Source organism: Halobacillus campisalis, assembly GCF_030345335.1.
Taxonomy (GTDB): Bacteria; Bacillota; Bacilli; order Bacillales; family Halobacillaceae; genus Halobacillus_A; species Halobacillus_A campisalis.
Genome location: NZ_JAPVRC010000004.1, coordinates 1 through 21,834 on the forward strand (window position 1 = coordinate 1; position 21,834 = coordinate 21,834).

22 protein-coding genes are annotated in these 21,834 nt (G+C 40.8%); 17 read left to right on the forward strand and 5 right to left on the reverse strand.

Annotated elements, in window-relative coordinates; all coding sequences use genetic code 11:
• Nucleotides 1-299 precede the first annotated feature (299 nt).
• The gene (locus O2Q26_RS09755; protein WP_289215729.1) at nucleotides 300-1,061 is read right to left on the reverse strand and encodes a sugar phosphate isomerase/epimerase family protein; all 762 of its coding nucleotides are present in this window, start codon (nucleotides 1,059-1,061) and stop codon (nucleotides 300-302) included.
• 523 nt (nucleotides 1,062-1,584) lie between these two features.
• Here O2Q26_RS09755 and O2Q26_RS09760 point away from each other — a divergent pair.
• The 15 genes from O2Q26_RS09760 (at nucleotide 1,585) to O2Q26_RS09830 (ending at nucleotide 15,927) form a co-directional block, all read left to right on the forward strand.
• The gene (locus O2Q26_RS09760; protein ID WP_289215730.1) at nucleotides 1,585-2,886 is read left to right on the forward strand and encodes an ABC transporter substrate-binding protein; all 1,302 of its coding nucleotides are present in this window, start codon (nucleotides 1,585-1,587) and stop codon (nucleotides 2,884-2,886) included.
• 201 nt (nucleotides 2,887-3,087) lie between these two features.
• Nucleotides 3,088-3,948, forward strand: coding sequence for a carbohydrate ABC transporter permease (locus O2Q26_RS09765; protein ID WP_253935500.1), 861 nt, complete (start codon nucleotides 3,088-3,090; stop codon nucleotides 3,946-3,948).
• The gene (locus O2Q26_RS09770) at nucleotides 3,948-4,772 is read left to right on the forward strand and encodes a carbohydrate ABC transporter permease (protein WP_289215731.1); all 825 of its coding nucleotides are present in this window, start codon (nucleotides 3,948-3,950) and stop codon (nucleotides 4,770-4,772) included. Before O2Q26_RS09765 ends, O2Q26_RS09770 begins: the two co-directional genes overlap by 1 nt.
• A gap of 24 nt (nucleotides 4,773-4,796) precedes the next feature.
• Nucleotides 4,797-5,852, forward strand: a complete 1,056-nt coding sequence (locus tag O2Q26_RS09775) for a LacI family DNA-binding transcriptional regulator (RefSeq protein ID WP_289215732.1) — start codon at nucleotides 4,797-4,799, stop codon at nucleotides 5,850-5,852.
• Between the two features lie 18 nt (nucleotides 5,853-5,870).
• The gene (locus tag O2Q26_RS09780; RefSeq protein WP_289215733.1) at nucleotides 5,871-6,590 is read left to right on the forward strand and encodes a ThuA domain-containing protein; all 720 of its coding nucleotides are present in this window, start codon (nucleotides 5,871-5,873) and stop codon (nucleotides 6,588-6,590) included.
• A gap of 21 nt (nucleotides 6,591-6,611) precedes the next feature.
• The gene (locus O2Q26_RS09785; protein ID WP_289215734.1) at nucleotides 6,612-7,643 is read left to right on the forward strand and encodes a Gfo/Idh/MocA family protein; all 1,032 of its coding nucleotides are present in this window, start codon (nucleotides 6,612-6,614) and stop codon (nucleotides 7,641-7,643) included.
• A 4-nt stretch (nucleotides 7,644-7,647) separates the two neighbouring features.
• Entirely contained in the window at nucleotides 7,648-8,688 is a 1,041-nt protein-coding gene (locus tag O2Q26_RS09790) for a Gfo/Idh/MocA family protein (protein ID WP_289215735.1), read from the forward strand.
• A 21-nt stretch (nucleotides 8,689-8,709) separates the two neighbouring features.
• Nucleotides 8,710-9,678 (forward strand): sugar phosphate isomerase/epimerase family protein, encoded by a 969-nt coding sequence (locus O2Q26_RS09795; RefSeq protein WP_289215736.1) that lies wholly within the window; start codon nucleotides 8,710-8,712, stop codon nucleotides 9,676-9,678.
• Nucleotides 9,679-9,703: 25 nt separating this feature from the next.
• The gene (locus O2Q26_RS09800; protein WP_289215737.1) at nucleotides 9,704-10,390 is read left to right on the forward strand and encodes a YesL family protein; all 687 of its coding nucleotides are present in this window, start codon (nucleotides 9,704-9,706) and stop codon (nucleotides 10,388-10,390) included.
• 91 nt (nucleotides 10,391-10,481) lie between these two features.
• Nucleotides 10,482-11,249 (forward strand): putative hydro-lyase, encoded by a 768-nt coding sequence (locus O2Q26_RS09805; protein WP_289215738.1) that lies wholly within the window; start codon nucleotides 10,482-10,484, stop codon nucleotides 11,247-11,249.
• Nucleotides 11,250-11,962: 713 nt separating this feature from the next.
• On the forward strand, nucleotides 11,963-12,787 hold the full coding sequence (locus O2Q26_RS09810) for a glutamine ABC transporter substrate-binding protein (RefSeq protein ID WP_289215739.1): 825 nt from the start codon (nucleotides 11,963-11,965) through the stop codon (nucleotides 12,785-12,787).
• Between the two features lie 110 nt (nucleotides 12,788-12,897).
• Entirely contained in the window at nucleotides 12,898-13,554 is a 657-nt protein-coding gene (locus tag O2Q26_RS09815; protein WP_289215740.1) for an amino acid ABC transporter permease, read from the forward strand.
• Nucleotides 13,554-14,276 (forward strand): amino acid ABC transporter ATP-binding protein, encoded by a 723-nt coding sequence (locus O2Q26_RS09820; RefSeq protein ID WP_289215741.1) that lies wholly within the window; start codon nucleotides 13,554-13,556, stop codon nucleotides 14,274-14,276. Before O2Q26_RS09815 ends, O2Q26_RS09820 begins: the two co-directional genes overlap by 1 nt.
• A 140-nt stretch (nucleotides 14,277-14,416) precedes the next feature.
• Nucleotides 14,417-15,343: an LCP family glycopolymer transferase gene (locus tag O2Q26_RS09825; protein WP_289215742.1), complete on the forward strand. Its 927-nt coding sequence runs from the start codon at nucleotides 14,417-14,419 to the stop codon at nucleotides 15,341-15,343.
• Between the two features lie 209 nt (nucleotides 15,344-15,552).
• Entirely contained in the window at nucleotides 15,553-15,927 is a 375-nt protein-coding gene (locus tag O2Q26_RS09830; protein WP_289215743.1) for a hypothetical protein, read from the forward strand.
• A gap of 26 nt (nucleotides 15,928-15,953) precedes the next feature.
• On the opposite strand, the gene O2Q26_RS09835 is transcribed toward O2Q26_RS09830, so the two are convergent.
• The 4 genes from O2Q26_RS09835 to pxpB all read right to left on the reverse strand — a co-directional run bounded on the left by O2Q26_RS09835 (nucleotide 15,954) and on the right by pxpB (nucleotide 19,632).
• A complete protein-coding gene (locus tag O2Q26_RS09835) occupies nucleotides 15,954-17,096 on the reverse strand; it encodes an NRAMP family divalent metal transporter (protein WP_289216022.1) in 1,143 nt (380 codons plus the stop codon).
• 67 nt (nucleotides 17,097-17,163) lie between these two features.
• Nucleotides 17,164-17,934 (reverse strand): LamB/YcsF family protein, encoded by a 771-nt coding sequence (locus tag O2Q26_RS09840; RefSeq protein ID WP_289215744.1) that lies wholly within the window; start codon nucleotides 17,932-17,934, stop codon nucleotides 17,164-17,166.
• Nucleotides 17,931-18,932: a 5-oxoprolinase subunit C family protein gene (locus O2Q26_RS09845; RefSeq protein WP_289215745.1), complete on the reverse strand. Its 1,002-nt coding sequence runs from the start codon at nucleotides 18,930-18,932 to the stop codon at nucleotides 17,931-17,933. The genes O2Q26_RS09840 and O2Q26_RS09845 overlap by 4 nt, the downstream gene beginning before the upstream one ends.
• Nucleotides 18,925-19,632 carry a 5-oxoprolinase subunit PxpB gene (pxpB, locus tag O2Q26_RS09850; RefSeq protein WP_289215746.1) on the reverse strand — a complete coding sequence of 236 codons (708 nt, stop codon included), beginning with the start codon at nucleotides 19,630-19,632 and terminating at the stop codon, nucleotides 18,925-18,927. Before pxpB ends, O2Q26_RS09845 begins: the two co-directional genes overlap by 8 nt.
• A 237-nt stretch (nucleotides 19,633-19,869) precedes the next feature.
• Between pxpB and O2Q26_RS09855 the strand changes: the two genes are divergently transcribed.
• Nucleotides 19,870-20,805, forward strand: a complete 936-nt coding sequence (locus O2Q26_RS09855) for an LCP family glycopolymer transferase (protein ID WP_289215747.1) — start codon at nucleotides 19,870-19,872, stop codon at nucleotides 20,803-20,805.
• Between the two features lie 120 nt (nucleotides 20,806-20,925).
• Entirely contained in the window at nucleotides 20,926-21,801 is an 876-nt protein-coding gene (locus tag O2Q26_RS09860; protein ID WP_289215748.1) for an NAD(P)-dependent oxidoreductase, read from the forward strand.
• Nucleotides 21,802-21,834 lie beyond the last annotated feature (33 nt).

Here is a 21,834-nt window from a genome sequence, read left to right on the forward strand (position 1 = left end):
GAGATCCCGGAAGGCGAAGCCTGAGGAAGCTCACCACATGCCCACGGAAAGCGATCCGTTTTCTAAAGCCACCATATCCCCATACATAAGTCTCGAAACTGAGCCTTCCACTAAAGGGAGCTTTAGTGGAATAAGACAATGGAACAACAAAAAAACGCTCGATTTTTAAATCCAAGCGTTTTTTTATTAGGTGCTACACAAACTTTGTTTCAGTGTAATAATTCAGCACGTTTTTTATTTCCTTCACAGTACAGGAACTTTCTACTGGGATGGAAAATTCTTTATAGTAGTTACATACATTATTCAGATAGATGGGGGAGTTTCTTTTTCAAATAGTTCATACTGATTTCCAGGCTTTCCAATGGAGTACGTCGACTCTCGTCCTGTTCAACGATCCACCATTGCACCTCTGCTTCTTCACCTTTTGCCAATACGGCATCCACATCGACTCCACCAGTACCCAATTCAGCAAAAAACCTTTCGGAATCTTTTGTCATGTCTTTAAGATGAACAAGGGGGGTGCGCCCTTTATAACGGTCGATCCATTTTAATGGGCTTTCGCCTGCCTTCTTGAGCCAGTAGATGTCGAACTCCGTTTTCAGGGTGTTTTTTTCTGTATCATCAAATATTGTTTCAAGCGCCGTTCTTCCATCAGAAAGTCTTTCTAATTCAAAGTCATGGTTATGATAGCACAATGTTATCCCTTCCAAGCTGCACATCTCCCCGGCTTGTTTTAACAAGGAGATAAGCTCCTTATAATTTTCTTCACTCTCAGGTTCAAAATAGGGACATACAATAAACTTGCTTCCCAGCGTCTTTTGCACCTCTATGACTTGGGTGAGGTTATTTTTGATCTGTTCAAGCGGAACATGACTAGAGGCAGCTTTTAAGTTCAGTTCATCAATCAAATCCTTCATTTCTTTAGCTGTGTAATCGCCAAGCCCGGCAAATTCAACACCTTCAAACCCGAGATCAGCTACTTTCCTTAATGTTCCTTCGAAATCTTTTTCGGTTTCATCTCGTAAAGTATACAATTGCACGGCTACTGGTATTGTTTTCATAGAAACCCTCTTTTCTGAAATATAAGATCATGTGTATTCTTTTTGATCATACAAAACATACTAGTAAAATCCAAATTTTCTGCCAAAATTCTTATTATTCAATAGTTCAATGAAAAAATTAAGCGCAATTTAAAAACGCTATTTGTGAAAACGTTTGCCTTGAATCCCTTGTTACGCTTGAGAAGGGCTTATTTTTCCTTATTATTACAAATGGAATCCACTAATATTTATGAAGAAAATGATGTTGTTTTTTAAAAAAGCACATGGTATAGTTTGTTTAATGAACTTGTGCAAACGTATTCACTAAACCGCTATCAATACTGGCAGTAATAAAGTTGAAGCGCATTCACGCTTCTTGTGCACTTTTGCTACATATCTTGATGCAAACGAGTGCGCATGAAATTTCATTTCTAAAGTGAGTGATGATCAATCTAGTAAACTAGCAGGCGGTAAGACATATTTTTTTAGTGGGTAGTGGAAGCGCATTCATTACAAACGAATTATTGATAGGGGAGTGTAGTACATGCAGAAGAAAAAGTTTTATACAGGAGTTGCTTCAGCGTTATTAGCTTCAACTGTTTTAGCAGGCTGTTCCTTTTCATCAGGCTCAGGTGATTCAGATTCAGGTGGATCAGAGGATCAAGTGACAGTAGATATTTTCCAATTCAAAGTAGAGTTCAAGGATCAATTTGAGGAACTGACGGAAATGTATGAAGAAGAAAATCCAGATGTAAATATCAATGTTAAAACCGTTGGTGGAGGTAATGATTACGGACAGGCCCTGAAAACATCATTTTCATCCGGTGAAGAACCTGACATCTTCAACGTTGGGGGACCAGCTGATGTAGATGAGTACGAAGAATTTTTGACTGACCTTTCTGATACAGAAGCTGCAGACGCAGCACTGGAGGGAACGCTTTCAGCAGTTGATCGCGATGGCGAGATCTTAGGACTTCCTTTTAATCAGGAAGGCTACGGGCTTCTATATAATAAACAAGTTTTTGAAGATGCAGGGATTGACCCTGAATCAATTACAACTATGGACGACTTAGAAGAAGCTGTCCAAACGATCGATGAACAAAAGGATGATCTTGGGATCGAAGCTCCTTTCGCTTTACCAGCTAAAGAGCAGTGGGTACTTGGAAACCACTTAGCCAATACATTCCTTGCTACAGAATTTGATAACAACCTAAATACTGCTTATGAAGCGGACACGGTAGAGTTTGAACAGGGAGATCAAATGAAGCGTTTCTTAGATCTTCAGGCGGATTACTCTGTAGGACCAGTGCTGAGTCTTGATTATTCACAACAAGTGGAAGAGCATTTCTCCCTTGGTAATGTAGCCATGATTCAGCAAGGAAACTGGGTTTATAATACGATTGAATCCATGGACCCTGAATTCGCTGAAAGTAACGTAGGGCTTCTGCCGATTCCGGTTGAAGGACAAGAAGGAAAGCTTCCAGTAGGAGTTTCAAATAACTGGGCTGTAAACAATGAGTCTGAAGAAGAAGTAATCCAAGCTAGTAAAGATTTCTTGGACTGGATGTACACTTCTGAAGATGGTAAGAAATTTGTAACGGAAGAATTCAAGTTTATCCCAGCTTACGAAGGTTATGAAGATCAAAATATAGCTGACCCGATTTCTCAAGAAGTATACGAATATGCATCTGCTGAAGAAACACTTGGATGGGTATTCATGGGAGCACCGACTTCCTGGACTGAGGATTCCCTTGGATCTGCCATGCAGGAATACCTTGGCGGCGATATTGAGTGGGAAGAAGTAGAAGAAAAAGCAATCTCCGGTTGGGAAAGCTCAAGACAGTAATGATTTTATGGTCGCCAAGGGTATGGAGTCATACCCTTGGTGTGACCATTATGAATATCTTTTCTATTAGGGTGTTTAGACATATAGACAGCCTAATAGATGAGATGTTCAACTTCACCATATTTCTGAAATCGTTCTCATAAAATAACTCGCCAAAACTTTTTCATAAAGTTCGCGTGATCCGCATTGGAGGAAAACAATATGAAAAATAAAAGCCTTGCCTTTTGGCTCTTCCTAACTCCGGTAATACTGGGTCTTGGAATTGTCGTCGTTATCCCTTTCATTTATGGGTTTATCTATTCATTTACTGATTGGAATGGTATCCGAGCAACCGCATTTATTGGCTTGGAAAACTACATAAGCTTGTTTCAGGAAGACGAGTTCATGAATTCGATTTGGTTTACTACTAAATTTGCTTTCGTTGCTGTTATTTTATTGAACATCTTCGGCTTAGGATTAGCCTTGATTGTAACAAGAAATCTAAAAAGCAGCAGTCTTCTTAGAACAGTCTTCTTCATGCCAAACTTAATTGGTGGCTTAATCCTAGGTTTCATTTGGCAGTTCATATTCATCAGCGTGTTTGGAGATATCGGTAATTTAACAGGAATTGAAGGGTTTAATGGCTGGTTATCTACAGCTAACACAGGTTTCTGGGGAATCGTCATTCTTACTTGCTGGCAGATGGCTGGTTACATCATGATCATCTATATTGCTTATTTGGAAAACATCCCTAAAGATCTTATCGAAGCGGCAAAAATTGACGGGGCAAGTGCATTCCAGCGTTTTAAAAATATTACGTTCCCTCTTGTTGCACCAGCTTTCACAATTAGTATGTTTTTAACGCTTTCGATGGCTTTCAAGATTTATGATCAGAACTTGTCTCTTACAAATGGCGGACCAGCAAACCAGACTCAAATGGTTGCAATGGAAATCGTAAACACGGCGTTTTCTGATAACGATATGGCTTACGCTCAGGCAAAAGCTGTTATCTTCTTCTTAATTGTATCTGTTGTGGCACTGACTCAAGTGTATTACAACAAGAAGCGGGAGGTTGAGATGTAATGAAAAAGAACAATGAAAAGAGAAATTTAATCTCAATCGAAGTACTAGGTCTCATTCTTGGCCTATTGTGGATCTCTCCTTTTTATTTAATGCTTGTCAATGCTTTCAAAACAAAGCGTGATATTTTCAGCGGGGTACTAGGTCTTCCTGAAGAATGGATTACTGAGAACTTCGTTGAAGCTTTCATCGATCTTGAGTTTTTGAAGTCATTATTCAACTCTACATTGGTTACGGGGTTAAGTGTAGCGATCATCATCCTTTTCTCATCCATGGCGGGATATGCGCTTGCACGAAACAAAAGTAAGCTGAGCGGGTTTATGTTCTTTACATTTGTCGCTGCTATGCTTATTCCATTCCAGTCGGTGATGATTCCGCTTGTCGCATTATTCGGGCAGGTAGATATGCTGAATGCCGGCGGTTTGATCTTTATGTATTTAGGTTTCGGGTGCAGCTTGTCGATCTTCTTGTACCACGGCGCGATGACTGGTGTTTCTAAATCAATGGACGAGGCGGCTATTATCGATGGGGCAAACCGCTTCCAATTATTCTGGTTCATTATCTTCCCATTATTAAAGCCAATTTCCGTTACGGTTGGAATCCTGAATGTCATCTGGATTTGGAATGACTACTTATTACCTTCACTTGTTTTAAGTGAATCAAATGCAACGATTCCATTGAAAATGTTCTTCTTCTTTGGGCAGTATACTAAACAGTGGCATTTGGCCCTGGCTGGTTTGACGATTGCGATCATCCCAGTAATTATTGGATACTTCTTCGCACAGAAACAGATTATACAAGGTGTATCTGAGGGCGCAGTAAAATAAAAAACTTTCAAGGAGTGGATGAACGTGTCTGTCACTATTAAAGATGTCGCTAAAAAAGCTAATGTGGCACCATCCACTGTGTCCCGGGTATTATCTGATAGTCCAAGGATAAGTGAAACTACTAAAAAACGAGTAAGGAAAATAATGGAGGAGATGGGCTACCATTTAAATATAAATGGACGAGTGCTTGTCCGCCAATCGACGCAGACTATTGGAATTGTTATGAAAGACTCTGCTACCCATTCATTTGAGAACCCGTTTTTTTCAGAAATACTTAAGGGGATCAGTGAGGCCTGTCACACGAGGGATTATAATTTGAACCTGACGACAGGTGAATCTGAGGAAACCATATTTCAAGATGTGGTCAAAATGGTCCAGGGAAAACGTGTAGACGGAATTATTGTTCTATACTCTAAAAAAGATGATAAAGTAGTTCCTTATTTAATGGAACATGATTTTCCATTTGTCGTCGTAGGGAAACCTCTATTCGGGGCCAATAAATTCATGTATGTTGATAATGACAATGTTGAAGCTGCCCGAGAAGCCACGAATTATTTAATTGAATATGGTCACAAAGACTTGGGCTTTATCGGAGGGGATCTTAAGTTTGAAGTTGCTAAGGATCGCCTTCAGGGTTTTAAGCTGGCGGCCGAACAACACGGCATTGACATTCAACCTGAATCAGTGCAAAGCATTGACTTAAGTGATTCTGTGGAGAATGGAAAAGAAGTGGTAAAAAAAATGATGAATTCCCCGAGACGACCTACAGGGCTAGTGATCACAGACGATTATAATGGATTGACAGTAATGGCAGCACTTCAAGAAATACAAATTAAGGTGCCGGATGATGTAAGCATTATTGGATTTAATAATACGATGATTGCAAAATTAGCTAATCCACCATTAACTACTGTGGACACAAATCCTTATCAACTTGGGTACGAAGCTTCAGATGGTTTAATTAATATTTTGCATACACCGGAAATGGTCAAGAGAGGTGTAATTATCCCGACGAGCATAGTCGAAAGGGATTCTTGCAAACCTTACAGCCCCGGTATAAAAGAATTGGATGCTAATTAAATGGAGGAGTGATTATTGATGAATATAACAGTATGGAATGAATTCAGACACGAAAAAGAAAATAAGGTAGTTTCCGATATTTACCCAGAAGGAATCCATAGCGCGATTGCTGGCTTTCTTGAAGGTGAAGAAAACGTTGTACGTACGGCAACTTTAGATGAAGAAGAGCATGGTCTTACGGATGAAGTTCTTGAAGATACGGACGTGTTAGTATGGTGGGGCCACAAAGCTCACGAAGAGGTCACAGAGGAAGTGGCTGAAAAAGTAAAACAGCGTGTACTTGATGGAATGGGGCTAGTTGTCCTTCACTCTGCCCATTTTTCTAAAGTTTTCAAAAAATTGATGGGTACGACTTGTGATTTGAAGTGGCGCGAAGCGGATGACAAAGAACGTATTTGGATAGTAGATCCTACACATCCGATCACAGAAGGTCTAGGGGAATACATTGATATTGAAAAAGAAGAAATGTATGGGGAGCATTTTGATATTCCTGCACCGGACGAGCTTGTATTTGTAAGTTGGTTTGAAGGTGGCGAGGTTTTCCGAAGTGGAGCTACATTCAAACGAGGACGCGGAAAGATTTTCTATTTCCGCCCCGGACATGAAACGTACCCGACCTATTATCATGAAGATGTACAAAAAGTGATCCGTAATGGAGTTAAATGGGTGAATAACGGCGGGACACCTAAGAATGTATACGGGAACGCACAACCGCTTGAACACATTTCTGAAAAATAATTTCTGAGGGAGGAACAGGTAATGTCTAACTTAAGAGTTGCCATCATTGGCTGCGGGAGTATAGCGCAAAATCGTCATTTATTGGAGTATGAAGAAAACAAATATGTGGATATCGTTGCGGTGTGTGACATCGTTGAAGAGCGAGCAATGGTAACGGCTGAAGCTTTTGGAGCCAAATCCTATACAGATTATGAAGAGCTTTTCAGTAAGGAAGAAGTAGATGCTGTAAGTGTGTGTCTACCAAATTACTTGCATGCTCCTGTATCCATCGCTGCTTTAGAAGCAGGGGCTCATGTACTTTGTGAGAAACCAATGGCTACGTCACGTGAGGAAGCTGATCAAATGATTGAAACAGCAGAACGAAATGGTAAAAAATTAATGATCGCTCATAATCAGCGTTTTGTAGCTTCTCACGAAAAAGCTCGTAAATTGATTGCTGCCGGTGAGTTAGGGAAAATATACAGCTTCCGTACCACTTTTGGACATGGCGGTCCTGAAGGCTGGAGCGCTGATGGTGAGAATAGCTGGTTTTTCAAGAAAGATCAAGCTTTCATAGGTGCAATGGGGGACCTTGGTGTACATAAGGCTGATCTTCTCCGACATGTACTTGGAGAAGAGTTTGTAGATGTAGCAGGTTTTATTGAAAATAATGCTAAATCTGAAATTACTGTAGATGATAATGCGGTTTGTATCTTGCGTTCAGAAAGTGGAATCGTAGGAACCCTTACCGCAAGCTGGGCGTATAACGCTGGTGAAGACAATTCCACAGTGATCTATGGGGAAAAGGGCATGCTTCGTCTTGAGGATGATCCGTCCTACTCTTTAATCGCTCAGTACACTTCAGGAGAAACAGTTAAATACGAATTAGGTCAAATTCAATCGAATGATGAAGGCGGCCAGACCAACACGGGAGTTATCGATCATTTTGTAGAAGCAATCGTGGAGGATAAAAAGCCTTTGATCGATGGAGAAGAAGGGAAGCGTTCTCTCGAAGTGATTTTAGCAGCTCTAGAATCTGGCGAGACACGTAAAATTACACAGTTAGCGAAGTGATTAGATGTCAAAGTTTAAAATGGGAATCATCGGAGTTGGAGGGATTGCACAGGAACGTCACATTCCGGCATTTGCAGGGATGGTTGACCAGGTTGAACTGACAGCCGTACAGGACGTGAACATGGATCGTGCTCACCTGGTAGCCGAAAACTTCGATATTCCAAAAGTGTTTGAAGATTATAATCAACTATTCTTAGAAGTCGATGCAGTAACCATTTGCACGCCCAATAAGTTTCATTCGGAAATAGCTATTGCCGCACTGGAAGCCGGTGTGCACGTTCTTTGTGAAAAACCAATGGCTATTACCACAGAAGAAGGAGAAGCGATGATAGCAGCGGCTGAAAAAAATGACCGCTTGTTATCCATCGCTTATCACTACCGATATACCCCTGAAGCTAAACTTGCGAAGGAAGCGATTGCCCAGGGCGAGATTGGAGACCCGCTGGTCAGCCGTATTCAAGCGATGCGCAGACGAAAAGTGCCAGGCTGGGGTGTCTTTACTAACAAAGATTTGCAAGGAGGCGGAAGTCTAATCGATTTCGGCTGCCATTTGCTTGATTTAGCTTTATGGCTTCTCGATGATCCTGAACCGGTAGAAGTAATCGGTAAGACGTATGATCGGCTGAGCAAAACTCCTGGTCAGGTAAACGATTGGGGGGCATTTGATCATGAAACCTTCGATGTCGATGACCATGTGACCAGCTATATCACGTTTAAGAATGGGTTGTCCATGCAGTTTGAGTGTTCTTGGGCCGCTAACGTGAAAGAAGACCAGACCACTCTTAGCATTTCAGGGGTGGATGGCGGAATGGACGTTTACCCGTTCCAGCTTTATCAAACGAAGTATGGAGCGGTTTGGAACAGTCAACCTAACATTCCTGAGGACAAACTTGGAGCAGGATTTAACCAAGCGAAAAATTTTGTCGAAGCATGCTTAGGTAATGCAGATCTTGTCGTCAAGCCGGAACAGGCGTTAAAGGTGACAAAGCTGATGGAAGCCATATATAAAAGCAGTGAAACAGGTACAAGTATTAAATTATCATAAACAAGAACGGAGGAATTACTTATGAAATTAGGAGTATTTACGGTATTGTTTTCCGATCTTTCATTCGAAGATATGCTCGATAAAGCAAAGGAATCAGGATTAAAAGCTGTTGAGATTGGAACAGGAGGCTATCCTGGAAATGCACACTGTAACGTGGATGAACTTTTAGAAAGTGAAGAGAAGCGAAAAGAATACTTGGATAAGGTTCATCAAAGAGGGTTGACGATCAGTGCATTCAGCTGTCACGGCAACCCTATCTCTCCTGATGAGAAATTCGCAGAGGAATCCCACGAAGCATTCGTTAAGTCGGTCAAATTAGCCAACCTGCTTGATGTGCCGGTCGTTAATACGTTCTCAGGGACACCCGGAGGTTCAAAAACGGATACGTCGCCTAATTGGCCTGTCACACCATGGCCTGCTGAATACTCCGATATACTTGAATGGCAATGGAATGAAAAATTGATTCCTTATTGGAAAGAACAAGGAGATTTTGCAGCAGAGTACGGAGTAAAAATAGGACTCGAACTTCATGCTGGATTCCTTGTGCATACACCTTACACTATGCTTAAGCTCCGCGAAGCTACAAATGATGCTGTTGGAGCGAACCTTGATCCGAGTCACTTATGGTGGCAGGGCATTGACCCGGTAGCAGCCATTAAAATCCTTGGAAAAGCAGATGCTATCCATCACTTTCATGCTAAAGACACGTACATCGATCAGGAGAACGTCAACATGTATGGCTTAACTGACATGCAGCCTTATTCTGAAGTGAAAACTAGAGCGTGGAGCTTCCGTTCTGTTGGGTATGGACATGGGATCCAGGAATGGTCTAATATTGTAAGTGCCCTTCGAACTTATGGATATGATTATGTCATCAGCATTGAGCACGAAGACCCGATTATGTCGATTAGCGAGGGTTTTAACCAAGCCGTTAAGAACTTGAAAGCAGTTAACATCGAAGAACCGCCTGCAGATATGTGGTGGGCCTAACAGTTGAGAAGAAGGAGTGATTTCTATGGCGAATAGATCAGGCTTTATGGGTGGATTCTATGTAGTTAGTGAGTGGATTACGAGGTTCACCCTCGGGAATATGCAATGGGCCTTGTTCAATTTGCCGGTAGGTCTCCTTCTTCTCAGTTTATTATACATAGAAACCAACGAAATGATCGCTTATTTATTAGTTCCATTAGCATGTATCGCTCCCTTTGTGTTTTTTCCAGCTACAACTGCGTTATTCGCTAAAGCACGGGAGTGGGTGAGAAAAGAAGAAGAGGGGTTAATCGAATATTCATATTTGAAACATTATAAAGATAATTACGTGCAGAGTATGTTTGGGGGAATAATATTTGTAGTCCTCTGGGGCGTTCTTGCTGCAGATGTTTATTATTTCTCAAGCCGTAACACTTTCTTGATGAATGCATTTCTAGTGATGGGAATTTTACTGTTCGTATTTACTATTAATTTCTTTAATGTCCTTGTACATTATGATATAAAGCTGCGTGCCTCATTCAAGCAAGCTTTCTTGATGACTATAGGCAGTCCTTTGCTGTTCTTGACTATAGTTATCAGCTCTGGAATTATTCTGTATATCAGTCTTTATATATTTCCACTATTGATACCATTGTTCACAGGCTCTCTTGTAGCTTTTTTAGCCTTCTCAGCATTTTATCGATTGCATTTGAAAGTAGCTTCGAAAACATAAGGAAAAAACACGACTTCACGACAAGTCGTGTTTTTTTGCTTATTCTAATCCTATTATTTGGTATATTAAAAGGGAGAGGAGGTTGTGAGCTATGAAACCCTATGATCAGCGTCAGCTATTCAGAAAACAAGAAGAAAACGGAACTACTTCAGGTATGTGCGACAATTATTTGCAGGCGAATATGATAACACTACCGAAAGAATTTGCGTTTGATTTTCTATTATTCTGCCAGAGGAATCCAAAGCCTTGTCCGGTAGTAGATGTACTAGAGGCCGGAGTAACAAAGCCAAAAGTCGCTGATGCGGATATTCGCACGGACCTTCCCAAATATCGGATTTATCGCAATGGTGAATTTAAGGAAGAAGTGGATGACATCCAAGATTATTGGCGTGAAGATCTTGTGACTTTTTCGATCGGGTGCAGCTTTACGTTTGAAAAAGCATTGCTTGAAGTTGGGATAGAGCTTCTTCACCAACAGCAAAAGCGTGTCGTCCCTATGTATAAAACGAACATTCCATGCGAGAAAGCAGGAAATTTCGAAGGTAATATGGTGGTCAGTATGAGGGCTTTAAAACAAGATGAAATTGAACGCGCTTCTCAAATTACTGAACACTTTCAAACTTCCCATGGAGGTCCCGTGCACATAGGGCATCCTGAAGAGATTGGAATCTATGATATACACAATCCAGATTATGGAGAAAGTATTTCATTTAATGACGAAGAACGTGTGCCTGTATTTTGGGCCTGTGGTGTGACGCCCCAAAATGTTTGTCTGCATGCAAGACCCGAAATTATGATATCCCATGCCCCTGGACATATGCTCATCACAGACCAGTTAGAAGAAAGAAAAAGGGGATGAACAACAAGAAGTAAATGAAGGTAAATCTTCCTTTATTTCCTTCTTTTTAAAAGGCTATGTTAAAGGTTGTTGTTGGTATTGATAAGTGATTTATTCCACAATATGGAAGGGTAGTTCGAGACATTGGGTGAGTGAGTTCAGGGGCGGCGGGGAAAGGGAGTGATTTCCCGGAGCTCTGCCCGCTGTTAAACATAACGGAAACAGTCCAAACATCTCGAAATACTGAATATATTGATTTAGATGACCTTATAGAGGAAGCCGGCCTTGCTATGTATCAAAATAAAATTAAAAGCAGTGTGTAACCTCCGACAGCATAACTTTATATGTCCAACAACCCTTTTCGTTTTGAGATGGGTTATTTTTTTTGATATGAGCTGATTATGTTATTAATTTTAGTTCTATATAACCATTAATAATACTTATTTTAATTAATTAAAGTAGATGAATTTATTGATAAATCATAAGATAGAACGATAAAAAAGTGGGATTTGACTATGTTTGTACAGATGTCGATTCATATTTTCTTTTATTAGAAATTTAGAGAAACGTAGAATAATCGATTATTCAAGAGTATTATTTGGCTGGAAGTGTTTAATACTTAATTCATGTATAAATATGCGTGTTTTTTACTAAAAATAGATTTATTCAGAATATTTACAAGATTAGTAAACTTTGAGATAATAAATTTTGAACTTAAAAGGGGGAGAAAGTAGATGAAAAGTAACAAATTGATTTGGATTTTATTAAGCGTTCTTCTATCTATTTTATTAGTGGGATGTGGAACAAGTGATAACTCTGAAGATGGTGAATCGGGTGATTCAGGCGATTCAGGTGATTCTGGCGGGGAAACATACACGGTAGCAACAGATAACAATTTCGTGCCGTTTGAATTTCTAGATGAAGAAACAGGAGAAATGACTGGGTTCGATATGGACTTGATCCGTGCGATCGCAGAAGAAGCAGGATTTGAAGTAGAAATCGAGTCTATGAAATTTGATGGTGTGGTTACAGGAATGCAGCAAGGAAAATACGATATCGGTATAGCTGGGATGACTATCACGGACGAACGTGCTGAAACTATCGATTTCTCTGATCCATACTATGATGCAGGTTTGATGCTGGCTGTGCATGCAGATAATACAGATATCGAGTCTGAAGACGACTTAGCAGGTAAAGTGGTAGCTACTCGTTCAGGTACCACTAGTGAAACATACTTACAGGACAACCATCCTGATGCAGAAGTAGAAACATTTCCAGGCATCGTGGAAGCCTACATGGACTTAGAAGCTGGGCGTGTAGATGCTGTAATGTACGATGTACCTAACGTTCAATACTATGTGGCAAATGATGCGGAGAATTTAAAAACCGTAGGTGACGTACTGCAAGGGGAACAGTATGGGATTGCTTTTCCTAAAGATTCTGAACTTGTAGAAGACGTCAACGAAGCACTTGAAACATTAATCGATAACGGCGGATACGATGATATTTACGAAGAGTGGTTTGGTGAGCGTAAGTATGATACTGAATCCTCTGAATAAATCATTATAACCAGGGGCGTAGCAAGTCTAGGCTTGTTGCGCTCTTTTCTTTCTAATTACTAACACATGCAGAATACAAAAGAGTAAGTCATAAGGAGAGTAATTTACATATGGATGCTTTCATGGAAAGTCACTACATGCGAGTTATGCCCTTTTTGCTGGAGGGTGTAGTTTATACGCTCCTTATTACAGGAGTAGGTTTATTGTTTGGATTTATATTAGGGGCGATCTTCGGATTGGGCCGCTTATCAAAAAGTAAAATCATATATGGTATATCTTCTATTTATGTGGAAGTACTCAGGGGAACACCAATTTTAGCACAGATATTATTCATATATTTTGGACTGCCAGACGTTTTAGGATTTAATATTGATAAAGTTACTGCGTCAATTATTGCAATCGCATTGAACGCAGGAGCCTATATAGCAGAAATTGTCCGTGGAGCGGTCTATTCTATTGACAAAGGCCAAAGCGAAGCCGGACGATCGATAGGTCTGACAAAAAACCAAACTATGCGATATATCATTTGGCCGCAGGCTTTTAAACGAATGATTCCGCCGCTAGGGAACCAATTTGTCATCAGCTTGAAGGACACATCTCTTTTCTCAGTTATAGCAGTTGGTGAATTGCTTTATATGGGACAGCAATACTACGGATTGACGTTCGCTGCATTTGAAGCGTTGACTATGGTATGTCTTATGTACTTGGCTATTACTGTACCGACATCGCTTTACTTAAGAAAAGTAGAAAGGAGATTGGATGTCTAATGATTAGTGTAAGAGACTTGCATAAATCCTTTGGAAAGAACGAGGTACTAAAAGGCATCAGCTTAGAAGTCAACCCGCAAGAAGTCGTATGTGTCATAGGACCTTCAGGATCTGGAAAAAGCACATTGCTTCGTTGTTTGAATTTATTAGAAGAAGTGACGGGTGGAGAGGTTTACATCGAAGGAGAGAACTTAACCGATCCCAATGTCAATATTAACGAAGTGCGTTCAAGAGTCGGAATGGTATTTCAGCACTTTAACCTTTTTCCACATATGACTGTATTGGACAATATAACGTTGGGACCGAAGAAAATTAAGGGGATAAGTAAAGAGGAAGCGGAGAAAGCAGCTGGACCGCTCCTTGAGAAGGTAGGTTTATCCGACAAAGCGAACGTATATCCCGAAAGCTTGTCCGGTGGGCAGAAGCAGCGTGTAGCGATTGCAAGGTCACTTGCTATGAACCCGAAAATCATGCTCTTTGACGAGCCGACTTCAGCTCTTGACCCTGAGCTAGTGGGCGATGTATTGGAGGTTATGAAGAATTTAGCTAAAGAAGGTATGACCATGGTGGTGGTTACCCATGAAATGGGATTCGCCCGTGAAATGGGTGATCGAGTCATATTTATGGATGAAGGAGTAATCATGGAAGAGAACGAGCCATCTAAATTATTCGGGGATCCTGATAATCCAAGAACGAAAGAATTTTTAAGTAAAGTACTTTAACCTATTCCTCCAGCGGGTGATACCCGCGGGGGATTTTTAATGACATTAATAGTCAATCTATGACAAAAAATTTAAAATACCTTACAAAACAAGTCTTAAGTATTCTATAATGAACATATATAGAATGAAGGGGTGTACGAATGGAAAGAAGAGTGAGAAAACATAAGAAGAGCAAAAAATGGCTTTGGATTACACTCACAGTTGTTTTGCTCCTGGGGGTAGGAATTACAGCCTACTTATTTTCAATTTATAATAATGTGAAATCAACTGTAGATAATGATATCCACGAAACAGTTACTGGAATAGATCATGAAGCAACGAAGAAAAAAGTAGAATCAAAAGAATCAATCAATGTCCTATTACTAGGGGTAGATGAGCGGGAAAATGATAGAGGGCGATCTGATACGATGATTGTAATGACGCTCGATCCTGAAAATGAACGATCACAAATGGTGAGTATACCACGTGATACTAGAACTAAAATTGTAGGTGAGGGTTTTGATGATAAAATCAACCATGCTTACGCTTTTGGTGGCAGCAATATGGCTGTTGATACAGTAGAGAACTTCCTTGATATCGAATTGGATTATTACTTGCGGATGAATATGGAAGGTTTAGGACAATTAGTAGATGCTGTCGGTGGTATAACAGTGGATAATGATTTTGCCTTCGATTATTCGGGGGAATCATTTTCTGAAGGAGAAATCAATTTGAATGGGGAAGAAGCACTGGCCTGGGTTAGGATGCGGTACGATGACCCTCAGGGAGACGCAGGAAGGAATGAACGCCAGCGCCAAGTGATTCAAGGAGTTTTGGACCAGGGGGCAAACATAAATGCTGTGAATAAGATCGGTGATATTATGGATGTTCTTGGAGGTAACGTCGCTACAAATATGCAGTTTGAGGATATGCGTGATCTTGCGACTAATTATCGCGGTGCCCGTAAAGATATATCTACCTACCAAATCACAGGAAGCGGCACGAGAATTGATGATATTTATTACTTGCAAGTGCCAGAGTCTGAAGTGCAAAAGGCTAATGAAATGATTCAAGACTATAATTCATAAAAGCAAATCTTGAATCTCTATAAAAAACCATCTAATTTTAAAAATTGGATGGTTTTTTGTTGTTTTATCAAATATTGGGGTATAGATTACTATCATTACCTGTAATTCAATATAGTTATTTCCGGGGAAATATTTTGTCTCTTCGTGAAGCCTCCAGTTAAAGACCATGTCACAGATTGTCGCCCAATCTAATTCAAAGGGGAATTGACATGAAGATTTTAGTAGCGTTTCTAATGCTATTGTTAATGAATGGCTGTGGAGTTGAGTATTCGGATATAGATATGGTTCATAAGACTTTAGATGAAGAAATAGAGGATTCGACGATCCGCTTTGTAGACGGGGAATGGATCATGAGTCATGATTTAGAAATTAAAATTGTAGAGGCGTTAGGGGAAAGTCCTCATGAAGCAAATGAAGAGGCACTTTACAATGTGCTGTCAAAAGACGACAGACTCAGAGATCAGTATTTGACTGAATTATACGAAGTATTGGATCACAAGGTGAAAATCGGTGTTATAACGATTGATGAAGCAAATGCTCAAAAAGAAACGATGGAGTTTATATTTGATGAAAAACAGCCGTGACATTCGCCACGGCTGTTTCACTTTTATTATTCAAATAATGAAGGGATTCCATCAATAAGAGTATAGACTCCCATATAAGACATCGAAATGACGACGATAATACCAAATATAGTCATCCAAATCGGGTGTTTATATGTCCCGACAATTTTAGATTTATGAGCTGCGATAAGCATAACTCCAAGAGCGATAGGAAGAATAAGACCGTTTACTGAACCTACGAGAACGAGGATGCTGACCGGCTGGCCGACAAACGCAAATACAAGAGTGGAAATGGCAATAAAGCTGATTGTTAAATATCTGTGGTTTCTCTCTAATGTAGGGCTGAAAGTTCGTATGAAGGAAACCGAAGTATAAGCTGCCCCTACTACAGAGGTTACTGCAGCAGCCCACATGACCACACCGAACATTTTATACCCGATATTTCCTGCTGCTAATTGAAATACTGAAGCTGGAGGGTTCCCTTCATCTAATGCAAAGCCTTGTGACACGACCCCTAGCACGGCTAAGAATAAAAAAACTCTCATTATTGAAGCGACTCCAATGGCATAAACGGAGCTTCTAGTTACTTCTGGTAAGGCTGATTTTCCTTTCAAACCCGCTTCAATTAAACGGTGTCCGCCAGCGAAGGTAATGTATCCACCTACAGTTCCTCCCACTAAAGTAACGATGGCTAGAAAATCAATGGTGTCAGGCACGAATGTTTTAGTGACCGCTTCTCCTACTGGAGGCTGAGCAGTAAACATGACATAGATAGTAAGTCCGATCATGACGAATCCGAGAATCTGTGTGAAACGGTCCATGACACGACCCGCTTCTTTTACTAAAAAGATTCCAATAGCTAAGATACCGCTTAATACTGCTCCGAGTTGAGGAGAAATACCAAACAGTACATTTGTACCAAGTCCTGCCCCGGCGATATTTCCTATATTAAAAGCAAGTCCTCCGGCTACTATAAGAGCAGCCAAAAAGTAGCCCAAGCCTGGCAGGACATCATTTGCAATGTCCTGGGCTCTTTTCTCACTGACAGCGATGATGCGCCAAATGTTTGTTTGCGCTCCGATGTCGATAATGATGGACATGAGGATGACGAATCCAAAACTTGCCAACAGCTGCTCAGTAAATACCGTTGTTTGGGTTAGAAAACCAGGCCCGATAGCTGAGGTCGCCATCAGCATAGCAGCACCTATTAATATACTTCGATTCGATTTTTTCACAGATGTTCTCCTTCCTATGTTGTTATAGTATATCTTTGATTTTTTTCACTTCAATTCCCGCTTCATTTAAAGTGGATGAAATGTTTTTGGCGAAATCAAGGGCATGAACGCCATCACCATGGATACAAATGGTTTCAGCCAAAATGGATAGGTCTTCTCCCTGTACTGTTTTTACTTTATTTTCTTTTATCATTCGTACAACCTGCTGTATCGCTTCATTAGAATCAGTGATGAGAGCATTGGATTCTGTACGTGCCGTCAAAGATCCATCATATTGATAAGTCCTGTCGGAGAAGACTTCATTGGCTGTCTTTAACCCGACTTTCTTGCCGGCGTTCACAAGTTCACTCCCGGAAAGCCCGAATAAAATAAGTTCGGAATCGACATCGTAGACAGCTTCAGCAATTCCTTCTGCTAAAGATGCATCTTTAGCAGCCATATTAAAGAGAGCGCCATGTGGTTTTACATGCTGAAGCTGGCCGCCTTCTGCTTTAACAAAACCACTTAATGCCCCGATTTGGTAAACGACAAGGTCATATGCTTCTTTTGGAGAAATACTCATATTTCTGCGGCCAAAACCGACAAGATCCTGTAAGCCGGGATGGACACCAATTCCGACTCCTTTTTCTATCGCTGATTTTACCGTTTTTCTCATAGTGGCTGGGTCGCCTGCATGAAATCCGCAGGCGATATTAGCTGAAGTGACGAAATCTAGTATTTCTTCATCTCTTCCAATCTCATAAGCACCAAAGCTTTCTCCCATGTCGCAGTTGATATCCACTGAAAAACTCATGAAAATGCCTCCTTTATTTTTAATGAAATAGAACGCTTCAATAATTGAATGGAGTGTTCTTGCTCTAAATAAGCTTGCTGCGCTTCTTCGAGAGAAACTTCTTTAAAAGAAAGCTGCTCTCCTGGTTTGGTTTGACATAGAACAGGCAGGTCTACACTTGCGACTTGTCCTATCTTTGGGTAGCCACCGGTCGTTTGTCGGTCAGCTAATAATATAATTGGATTACCATCCGGTGGAACCTGAATAGACCCGAATGCTACGGCTTCAGAAATCAGTTCCTTTTTGGCTTTCAAGAAAAGCGATGCACCTTCCATTCGATAGCCCATCCGATCGGATTGAGAGGAGATTTTAAAAGATTCAGAATATAGGGCTTTCTGGCTTTCTTCTTTAAACCATTCAAACTGAGGTCCTTTAATCAATGAAATGACTGGACGTGAGGTATAGTTTGGAATCATGTCTGAAGCAATGGTCCAATCTGTTTCTTTAAAAAGTAGATCTTCTCTACGTCCCTGTGAATGTGAATTATCTGCAGAGGATCTCTTTAAAGGAATGACATCATCTGGTTGCAGCGGCCTCCCTTTATATCCTCCGATTTGGGCGCGTATGTAAGTGGAGCGGCTTTCCATTACTTTAGGAATATCCAAACCGCCTGCAATAGCGATATAAGCACGGCAGCCGGTCTTAGGCTTACCGAACTTTAAGACAGCTCCTGACTTTACAAAGATCGTCTTCCACATCCCGACCTTTTCCCCATTGATGTCGGGTGACAAGTCACCTCCGCAAATGGAAATCACCGTATCTTGATTGAATTCGATCACGGGTCCGAGCAGTGTTGCTTCTAGGAGTGCTTCTTCTTCCTCGTTGCCGACTAGCAGGTTAGCCAGACGATGAGCGTACGTGTCCATGCTTCCACTTACAATGACTCCATACTTCTGATAACCTGTCCTGCCAAGATCCTGAATCGTTGTCAACAGTCCGTCTTTCAGAATTTTAATCATCTGAATGCTCCTCCCAGTTTACATACTCTTCTTCACTGATTTGCTTGAATTTTATTTTATCTCCAGCTCGGAGGAGACTAGGGGTGTCCGCTTCGGGTGTGAAGAGCTTCTTAGGCGTTCTACCGATCAGCTGCCAGCCTCCAGGGGTTTCTATCGGATACACTCCTGTTTGCATTCCTGCAATCCCTACTGAACGTTCTGGAATCGTTAATCGAGGGGAATCTCTGCGGGGAGCAGCAATTTTTTTCGACATTCCCCCTATAAAAGGAAATCCTGGTGCGAATCCAATCATATAGACGGAATAATCTCCAGAGCTATGAATGTCTATGACTTCGTCTATACTAAGTGAATTGTGTTCAGCAACAAATTCAAGGTCTGGGCCAAAGTCTCCTCCGTAGCAAACTGGAATTTCGATAGTCCTCGGCTCACCGGCCGTCTCTGTAGTGATGCTGGACATGAGGTTCTCTATTTCCATTTCTGCAGCTTGATGGGGCAGTACGTCTTCTTGGGCTAACATTGTCGGACTGTAGAAAATGGTCACTGTCGTAAAGGCAGGGATATATTCGATCATCCAGTCAGGCTGCTGTTCGTCCAGCTGCTTAGATAGAATTTGCACCTTACGCTGGGCTTCTTCATTGATCTCTTTACTTATTGTCAACACAATGGCCTGGTCACCTAATGGGGATATAGTATAGTCCAACTTTTCACCTCATTTCGTATTTTATTTTTAAAAGTATTCAGAATTATACATTAAATTATAAAGTATCATAATTATAGTAACAAATGCATTATCTTACAAGTTTAGGTCTTAATTTAAGCGTTTTATACGTATTGTATACACGTTGGGGCTGCGGATGATCTTTGAAATCACAATACATTTATGTTAGATATTAATGGTGTATATTTTATTGAATAGTTAATGAAGTAGGAGGTTCTTATGGCTTCAAGACGAATTAATAAAAGAAAAAAGAAGAAAAAGACTTGGTTTCTCGTCATTATTTCTGTTGTTTTATTATTAGCAGGAAGCGGGGCAGCCTATCTCTACTCTGTTTTTAATAATGTAAAAACGACAGTAGACGACGAGATTCATGAAGAAGTAAGTGGTATAGATAATGATGAGACGAAAGAGAAAGTTAAGGAAGAAGAGCCAATTAACGTTTTATTACTAGGTGTGGATGAACGGGAAAATGATTCTGGACGAGCTGACACTATGATTGTATTGTCTCTTGATCCGGCAAATGATCGCATGCAAATGGTCAGTATTCCAAGGGATAGTCGCACGGAGATTGCAGGCGAGGGAATGACGGACAAAATAAACCATTCCTATGCCTACGGCGGCAGTGATATGTCAGTGAATACGGTAGAAGATTTTCTTGAGATCGATTTGGATTATTATGTTCGTATGAATATGGAAGGCCTTTCTCAAATGGTTGATGCTGTTGGGGGGATTGAGGTTACGAACGATCAAGCCTTCTCTCAGGGCGGCGAAAATTTTGACGAAGGAGAACTTAAGCTGAATGGAGAAGAGGCACTTGCTTATGTACGCATGAGAAAGGACGATCCAGAAGGTGATGCCGGACGTAATGATAGACAGCGTGATGTTATCCAGGGCACGATCAATCAAGGCGCAAGTATTAACGTAGCCAATAAAATCGATGACATTATGAATGTCCTTGGTGATAACGCGGCTACTAATATGAATTTTGATGATATGAAAAACTTGGCCACCAATTATCGGAGTGCCCGTCATGATATGGAAACTTATCAGATGAAAGGGGAAGATACGTATATAAATGATATATACTATCTGAATGTTCCTGAAACTGAACTTGAAAATACACGAGAAAAAATCAACGAATATGCTCCCAGCTGATGAATAATAAGCTGCCTCAAATTAAAGGATAATTTCAAATGAGGCAGCTTTCTTCTTGGGTTTAGGAAAGGAATTTTATGTTATATTATGATAAAGAAGTATCCAGGGAGGGATTTGAAAGTGGATAAACAAGATAAGCCAGTGCTAGGTTTTATCGGAACAGGAGTCATGGGGAAGAGTATGGCCCACCGATTACTTAATGCAGGTTACCCCGTACATATTTACACACGAACACGTGAAAAAGCTGAAGAGCTTTTGGAAAATGGCGCGACGTGGAAGTCAAGTGTGGCTGAAATAGCCACAAGCTCTGATGTGATTCTTACTATGGTAGGTTATCCAGAAGACGTAGAGGAAGTCTATTTTGGAGACGGTGGTTTGCTGCATAATGTACGACCTCAATCAATCTTGATCGACATGACGACTTCTTCACCCGATTTAGCAAAGCGTATTGCTGCAGAAGCTCAAACTAACCACTCGTGCGCGATGGATGCACCTGTTTCTGGAGGTGACATCGGGGCAAAAAAGGGAACGCTTTCGATCATGGCCGGGGGAGAAAAGCAGACGTTCGAAAAAATGCTTCCTATCGTTGAAACTCTAGGAAGCAATTATGTGCTGCAAGGTCCTGCGGGTGCAGGCCAATTTACAAAGATGAGTAATCAAATAGCTATTGCATCCACGATGGTCGGGGTTACAGAAGCGCTCGTATATGCTGAAAAGTCCGGCTTGGATCCAGATACCGTACTGAAAAGTATAAGCGGAGGAGCGGCTGGAAGCTGGTCTTTGGATCATTTGATTCCTCGTGTTATCAAGCGCGATTTCTCACCAGGTTTTTTTATTAAGCATTTTATAAAGGATATGAAAATTGCAATAGACTCTGCAGAGAACATGGAACTTGATCTGCCTGGATTGAAACTGGCCAAACATATGTATGACCAAGTTTCAGAAGCTGGTGAAGAGAATAGTGGTACGCATGCGCTGTATAAGTTCTATCAATGAAGCCAATCAAATGAAAAGCTGTCTCCTAAACAG